Here is a 6,634-nt window from a genome sequence, read left to right as displayed (position 1 = left end):
GCCCGGCCCGGGTGCTGGCGCTCACCGAAGGTCAGGGCATCAGCATCGGCACGCCGCCGGAGGGACTCCAGCGGATGCCCGTCGAACCCATCGAGGTAGTCGACTCGCCTGATTTGCCGCCGCTGTGGCAGGTCTTCGGCGGAAACCGTCGATCCGACGGCCACTGGGCACTGCCCGAACTCGCCGCCGATGTGGCATCACCCGACGCCGCACTACATCTCGGACCGCAGTTCGTCGTGTTGGAAACAGCGGCCTTGGAACCGGCCGCTGCTGTCGCGGGCACTGATCAGCTGCAAGGCATTTCGTCTCACGTGATGTTTGTTGCGCGCGGCAAACTGGGCCCTTTCCGCATCGAGGCCGAACCCATCGACGGGGCAGACGGAATGGTGGCGGTGCGTGCACTCATGCACGACGAAGGAGCCGACGACCGCGTCATTACGGTCGGGTCTTATCTGTTTCGTACGGTGGAAAGATGACAGCGCCCGACGAGAAGAAGTGGCTTCGTTCCGACAACGACCAGTGGGACATTCTGAGCAGCGTGGGCTACACCGCGTTGCTGGTGGCCGGCTGGCGAGCCGTGCATGCCGTGAGTGCGGAGCCGCTCGCACGAGATGAGTATGCGCAGCATTTCATTACCGCCTCGGCCGATCCGTATTTGACCGGTCTGCTGGACAATCCGGCGACCTCCGAGGATGCGACAGCCTTCCCACGGCTGTACGGCGTACAAACCCGGTTTTTCGACGAATTCTTTCTGTCCGCTGTAGCTGAGGGCATACGGCAGGCAGTGATCATTGCCGCCGGCTTGGACTCGCGAGCGTACCGGCTCGGATGGCCTACCGGAACAACAGTTTTCGAGGTCGACCAATCGCAAGTCCTTGAATTCAAAGAGCAGGTGCTCGCCCAGCATGGCGCGAAACCGGCCGCACGCCGCATAAGCGTTGCAGCAGACTTGCGCGACGACTGGACAATTCCGTTGCAGGAAGCAGGATTAGAACCGGGGCAACGCACCGCCTGGTCGGTGGAGGGCGTACTGCCCTACCTGACGGGTGCAGCGCAAGATGCGCTCTTCGAGCGCATCCACGAGCTGTCCGCGGCGGGTAGCCGAGTTGGGATCGGTGCCCTTGGTTCGCGTCTCGACCAAGCGCAACTTTCCGCTTTGGAAGCGACCCACCCCGGCGTCAACATGTCCGGCGAAGTTGACTTTTCTGCATTGACCTACGGCGAGGACAAAACCAACCCGGCGGACTGGTTGGCCGACCACGGGTGGGCGGTCGACCCGGTCCGCAGCAACCCTGAGCTGCAGGCGGCTTATGGCCGCACACCAGCCGAAGTGGACCTTCGCATCGACAGCATCATGCATTCCCAATACATCACGGCGAAACGGTAGAACGATGACGCCAAGGCTCCTGGACGATGCCATCGCCGAGATCGGGGCAAGCCCGGCCGGACCTGAGATCGGCGCATTCTTCGACCTGGACGGCACCCTGGTCGCGGGCTTCACTGCAGCGGCTCACGCCAGTCACCGGATTCGGCGCCGGCAGGCCAGAATTGGCGAGGTTTTGGGAGTCGTCGAGGCCATGATGCGATATCGGTTCGGCCGCGTGGAATTCGAGCAGCTCGTCATTCGGGGTGCAGGCTATCTGCGTGGCGAATCGCTCGAAGCGCTTGACGAGCTCGGTGAGCGGCTGTTCGTGAACCGCATTGCGTCACACCTGTATCCGGGCATGCACGACATCGTGCGAGCGCACCAGCAACGGGGCCACACTGTGGTGCTCAGTTCGTCGGCGCTGGCCATCCACGCTGAACCTGTGGCCCGCTTCCTCGGGATAAGCCACGTCCTGTGCAACCGCTTCGAAGTCGACGAACACGGGCGGTTGACCGGCGGGATCGTCAGGCCGATCGTCTGGGGCGCCAACAAGGCGGCTGCGGTGGAACGGTTCTGCGCCGCCAATAACGTTGCATTACACGACAGTTACTTCTACGCCGACGGCGATGAAGACCTGGCACTGATGTCGCGTGTCGGTTATCCACGGCCGGTGAACGCTAGGTCACGGCTTGCCGCGGTCGCTGTCGAGCAGGGCTGGCCGGTGCTTCGGGTCGCGGTGGCACGGCGTCGCGGGCGGGTCGAACAAGCTCGGCGAGCATAGCGGAGAGGAACAATGCAGTTGGTCTGGAGCAGCGTCTATCAGCGCCGTACCCGTCACCTTTACTGCGGTAATGTCTTCGCCGTGGGCGTCATCGGCGCGAGGGCGGCCGAAACCTCGGGTCGGCCAGGGCAGTAGCCATGCTGCTTCCGACCGGACCCAGGTGATCGAACACGGTAGCCACCCCAGTGGCAATACCCTCGTGGCTGTGATGAGTGAACGCTGCCAACCCAATGTACGGTCCGCTCGGCAGCCGACTGAGCGTCAGCGTGTAGTCGACGTTGATGAATTGCAACATATTTGCACCCCAATGGGTTAACGGGTTGGTCACGTCGCCGGCCATGGCTGCGCGGGTGAAGGCAGTCAGCGGCTCGCCCACAATGAGCGGTTTCCTTTCGCGGACCCACGCGTATTTCGGGCCTGCCGCAACGTGGGCGTCGCGCGATCCGGTATCGGGACCCCACCCATACGCCCGCAGAAAAAACGGTGAATTGTCCGGTGCCGCTTCATCTTCGGTCAGCAGCGGAGGCATGGTGACGGGCGTCGACCATACCGGCTGATCGGGTTGCGCGCCGCGCCGCAAGAACACCGCGCTGGCTCGGGCCACCTCGGTTCCGTGTTGGGTAATCACCGCTTCGGCGAGGCGGATGCGGCGTCCATCGCGGATCACGCGAGCCGCCACCTGCACCGCTTCGAGCGCGGTGGGGCGGAACAAATCGACCGTCAGCCGTGCGGGCTGGAATTCTGGATCGCCGGCCGCGCGCTCGACCGCCCAGCCCAGGATTCCGCCGACAACATGCCCAGCCATGGTTTGGCCCCATGGTCCTTGTGCGATGCGTGTCGGGGCATAGCCGTCGCCGTCTCGCACCAGGTATGCCGGCGCATCACCGGTTTCGAGAGCCGCGTCCGGCACGAGTTACATCTTGTGGGGAACGTCGCTGACCAGGCCGCCGTCCATGACGAACTCCGAACCGGTGGCATACGCCGACTCGTCGCTGGCCAGAAAGACCACGAACGTCGAGACCTCGATCGACTCGGCCGGTCGTCCGAGCGGAATGGTGACGAGGTCGTCGGGAATGTGCTTGGTCATCGGAGTGCGGATGAAGCCCGGATGAATCGAGTTGACCCGGATGTTGTGCGGCGCCAGCTCCAATGCGGCGGACTTGGACAGGCCGCGAACCGCCCATTTGGAGGCAACATACGGGTGCACCATCGGCGCTCCGCGCAGGCCCTCGATCGAGGAGACGTTGATGATCGAGCCGCCGCCCGCGGTGATCATCGGGTCGACGGACGCCCGCATACCGAGGAAGGTGCCGGTCAGGTTGACGTCAATTACCTTCTGCCACTTGGCGAGATCGAACTTCTTGAGCTGCCCGAGCGCCACGATGCCGGCGTTGTTGACCAGCACGTTGAGTTTGCCGAACTCCTGCACGGCCTCGGAAACCGCCGCATCCCACTGATCGGGCTGCGTGACGTCGAGGTGTACATACCGCGCCGCTTCCCCCAGCCCGTCGGCCAGCGACTTGCCTTCCTCGTCGAGGATGTCGCCGATCACGACTTTGGCGCCCTCGGCTACCAGCAGCCGGGCATGAGAAGCACCCATACCCCGCGCACCGCCGCTGATCAGTGCAACTTTTCCGTCCACGCGTCCCATGAGCGGTCAGGCTACCGTAAGCGTTCCGCGGTACTAGAACGTGTTCCAGCTGATGCGTAGACCCCATGTCCGGTCACCAGGGGCAGATCCAACGTGGTCCGGATTCCCGGCGGCGCCGCGACCACCGCGGGGATCGCGTTCACAATCCGCCCGGCCGCAGCGACGATCGCGGCGTGATTGTGGTCGCCCTTGCGGCTGGAAGGGCAGATGTCGACGGTATAGGAGGGCTCGCCGGTGATCTCGACGCGATACGAGCCGCCCGGCTGAGCAGGCTGTGGCCAGTCCGGCCGCATGTCTTCGCGCAACCGGGTGACGTGTTCGATGACGATCGCCGGGTGGCCGTCGACCATGCCGCAGATCTGGAAGCGAATCGCGGCCACACTGCCCTTCGCAACGTGTCCCGCTGCGATGTCGAAGGCTTCCGGTGCCGGTTCGCGTTCGTAGCTTTCGGTGATGTCGTCAATGTCGATGCCGAGTCCCGCGGCCAGCTGCCGGATGGAAGTACCCCAGGCGATGCTGAGCACGCCTGGCTGCAGCAGGATCGGGATGTCGTCGAACGGCTTGCCGAACCCCATGACGTCGAACATCACGATCGCGCCGTCGTAGGTGGCGTAGTCGGCGATCTCCATGCAGCGCACCTGCTGGATGCTCTGGCACGTTCCGGCCAGCGCGAACGGGATCAAGTCGTTGGCGAAGCCCGGGTCGACGCCGGTGATGAAGATACTCGAATTGCCTTGTTGCGCAGCATCTTGCACTCGCGCGATGTATTTGCCGGGCATCAGCTGCCACGGGAATTGCAGCACCCCCGGCGACGAGCCGACTACGTTGATACCGGCGGCCAGGATGCGCCGGCAATCCTCCAGGGCCTCGGGTGCGCGGTTGTCCCCCATCGCGCAATAGACCGCACAGTCCGGCCGGCTGGCTAACAGGGCCTCCAGGTCGTTGGTGGCGATGACTCCGGTGGACACGTCCAGTCCGGCGAGCTCGGCCGCGTCTTTGCCCACCTTGGCTTCCGTCGACACCCACACTCCCGCCAGTTCGAATCGTGGGTCGGTGATCAGCTGGGTCAGCGCCAGCCGACCGACATTCCCGGTACCGATATGAACGACGCGGATTGCCATAGCTAGGCAGCGTAGCGGGGCTCGGCTCCGGGCTGGCTGGCCACGGCGGTGGAGCAGGTACTAAACTAGAACACGTTTCAATTCGCCTACCGCCCTCAGGAGCAGGCATGCACACGCCAATCTGCGACGAACTCGGCATCGAGTTCCCGATCTTCGCCTTTACCCACTGCCGCGACGTCGTGGTCGCGGTGAGCAAAGCCGGCGGTTTCGGGGTACTGGGCGCGGTCGGATTTACGCCGGAACAGCTGGAGGTCGAGCTCAACTGGATCGACGAGCACATCGGCGATCACCCCTACGGCGTCGACATCGTCATCCCCAATAAATACGAGGGCATGGACGCACACCTGTCGGCCGACGAACTCGCCAACACACTGCGTTCCATGGTCCCGAAGGAGCACCTGGAATTCGCGCGCAAGATCCTGGCCGACCACGGCGTGCCGGTCGAGGACAGCGACGCCAACGCGTTGCAGCTGCTCGGGTGGACCGAGGCCACGGCCACCCCGCAGGTCGAGGTGGCGCTGAAGCATCAGAAGGTGGCGCTCATCGCCAACGCGCTGGGCACCCCGCCAGCCGACATGATCAAGCACATCCACGACTCCGGACGGAAAGTGGCGGCGTTGTGCGGGTCGCCGTCGCAGGCCCGCAAACACGCCGAAGCCGACGTCGACATCATCATCGCCCAGGGTGGCGAAGGCGGCGGACACTGCGGGGAGATCGGCTCGATTGTGCTGTGGCCGCAGGTGGTCAAGGAGGTAGCGCCGCGGCCGGTGCTGGCCGCCGGAGGCATCGGCACCGGCTACCAGATTGCCGCCGCATTGGCCATGGGCGCGCAGGGTGCATGGACGGGTTCGCAGTGGCTGATGGTCGAGGAAGCCGAGAACACCCCTGTCCAGCAAGCCACCTACGCCAAGGCAACCAGCCGTGACACCGTGCGCAGTCGCTCGTTCACCGGCAAACCGTGTCGCATGCTGCGCAACGACTGGACCGACGCTTGGCAGACGCCCGGCAACCCCGAGCCGCTGGGCATGCCGCTGCAGTACATGGTGTCCGGGATGGCCGTCGCCGCCACCCACAAATACCCGGACCAGACCGTCGACGTGGCATTCAACCCGATCGGGCAGGTCGTGGGGCAACTGGCCAAGGTGGAGAAGACGTCCGCCGTCATCGAGCGCTGGGTGCAGGAATACCTCGAAGCGACAAACCGGCTCAACGAGCTCAACGAGGCAGCGACCGTCTAAACGGCCTCCACACGGGCCGGGACATGTTTGTGCCACGGTGTTCCGGCGAAGGCGTCGCGCAGCTCGACTGACGTCAGCTCGTTGGGCGCCACGCCGACGCGTCCGTACTCGGGGTGGTCGACGCCCAAGCCGTTGGGCAGCGATATGTGGCCGGGTTGCATCATGTCGGTGATCTCGACGACGGCCTGTGCGGTGCCGGCGGCGGTGGTGACGCGGGCCAGCCCGCCATCGTCGAGTCCGAGACGTTGGGCGTCTTGTGGGCTGATGCGTAGTGCTCCCGCTGGATCGCGGCGGCGCCACGTGGGATCGCGGTAAATCGTGTTCGCCGTGAATGCCCGGCGTTCACCGGCCGACAGCACCAGCGGGTACTCGTCGTCGGTGAACGGTTCAGCGGTACGCAGGCTGCGCAGCTGTTCAGTCAGTTCCGGAAGCTCGACGGTGAACCGTCGGTCGGGGCGCTTGACGTACGTCCACACA

The 6,634-nt window shown here is 64.7% G+C and carries 7 protein-coding genes and 1 pseudogene; 4 read left to right on the top strand and 4 right to left on the bottom strand.

What is annotated here, in order from left to right; genetic code table 11:
* From VFA16_RS18965 to VFA16_RS18955, 3 genes and pseudogenes are all read left to right on the top strand, one after another.
* Nucleotides 1-476 (top strand): annotated as a pseudogene (locus VFA16_RS18965) (hypothetical protein); the annotation flags it as partial.
* A complete protein-coding gene (locus tag VFA16_RS18960; RefSeq protein WP_324969300.1) occupies nucleotides 473-1,387 on the top strand; it encodes a class I SAM-dependent methyltransferase in 915 nt (304 codons plus the stop codon). The pseudogene VFA16_RS18965 and the gene VFA16_RS18960, both read left to right, overlap by 4 nt.
* 4 nt (nucleotides 1,388-1,391) lie before the next feature.
* Entirely contained in the window at nucleotides 1,392-2,147 is a 756-nt protein-coding gene (locus VFA16_RS18955; protein WP_324969299.1) for an HAD-IB family hydrolase, read from the top strand.
* Between the two features lie 88 nt (nucleotides 2,148-2,235).
* Here VFA16_RS18955 and VFA16_RS18950 read toward each other — a convergent pair whose 3' ends face one another.
* The 3 genes from VFA16_RS18950 to VFA16_RS18940 are packed head-to-tail and all read right to left on the bottom strand — an operon-like array spanning nucleotide 2,236 to nucleotide 4,919.
* Nucleotides 2,236-3,057, bottom strand: a complete 822-nt coding sequence (locus VFA16_RS18950) for a thioesterase family protein (RefSeq protein WP_324969298.1) — start codon at nucleotides 3,055-3,057, stop codon at nucleotides 2,236-2,238.
* A gap of 3 nt (nucleotides 3,058-3,060) precedes the next feature.
* The gene (locus VFA16_RS18945; RefSeq protein ID WP_324969297.1) at nucleotides 3,061-3,798 is read right to left on the bottom strand and encodes a glucose 1-dehydrogenase; all 738 of its coding nucleotides are present in this window, start codon (nucleotides 3,796-3,798) and stop codon (nucleotides 3,061-3,063) included.
* A gap of 11 nt (nucleotides 3,799-3,809) precedes the next feature.
* On the bottom strand, nucleotides 3,810-4,919 hold the full coding sequence (locus tag VFA16_RS18940) for a diacylglycerol kinase (protein ID WP_324969296.1): 1,110 nt from the start codon (nucleotides 4,917-4,919) through the stop codon (nucleotides 3,810-3,812).
* A 107-nt stretch (nucleotides 4,920-5,026) separates the two neighbouring features.
* Here VFA16_RS18940 and VFA16_RS18935 point away from each other — a divergent pair, with 107 nt between their 5' ends.
* Nucleotides 5,027-6,157 carry a nitronate monooxygenase family protein gene (locus VFA16_RS18935; RefSeq protein ID WP_324969295.1) on the top strand — a complete coding sequence of 377 codons (1,131 nt, stop codon included), beginning with the start codon at nucleotides 5,027-5,029 and terminating at the stop codon, nucleotides 6,155-6,157.
* On the opposite strand, the gene VFA16_RS18930 is transcribed toward VFA16_RS18935, so the two are convergent.
* A partial coding sequence (locus VFA16_RS18930; RefSeq protein ID WP_324969294.1) for a molybdopterin dinucleotide binding domain-containing protein occupies nucleotides 6,154-6,634 on the bottom strand: 481 nt, incomplete at its 5' end. The two genes, VFA16_RS18935 and VFA16_RS18930, sit on opposite strands and share 4 nt — an antisense overlap.

This window comes from Mycobacterium sp., assembly GCF_035653355.1.
In the GTDB taxonomy this organism is placed as follows: domain Bacteria; phylum Actinomycetota; class Actinomycetes; order Mycobacteriales; family Mycobacteriaceae; genus Mycobacterium.
Note: the sequence above shows the minus strand (reverse complement) of the source record. Positions and strands in the feature narration are given on the sequence as shown.

Excerpts from the sequence above, each read along its gene's own strand:
- VFA16_RS18960 (WP_324969300.1), top strand. The coding sequence starts at position 473 with ATGACAGCGCCCGACGAGAAGAAGTGGCTTCGTTCCGACAACGACCAG.
- VFA16_RS18955 (WP_324969299.1), top strand. The coding sequence starts at position 1,392 with ATGACGCCAAGGCTCCTGGACGATGCCATCGCCGAGATCGGGGCAAGC.
- VFA16_RS18945 (WP_324969297.1), bottom strand. The coding sequence starts at position 3,798 with ATGGGACGCGTGGACGGAAAAGTTGCACTGATCAGCGGCGGTGCGCGG.
- VFA16_RS18940 (WP_324969296.1), bottom strand. The coding sequence starts at position 4,919 with ATGGCAATCCGCGTCGTTCATATCGGTACCGGGAATGTCGGTCGGCTG.
- VFA16_RS18935 (WP_324969295.1), top strand. The coding sequence starts at position 5,027 with ATGCACACGCCAATCTGCGACGAACTCGGCATCGAGTTCCCGATCTTC.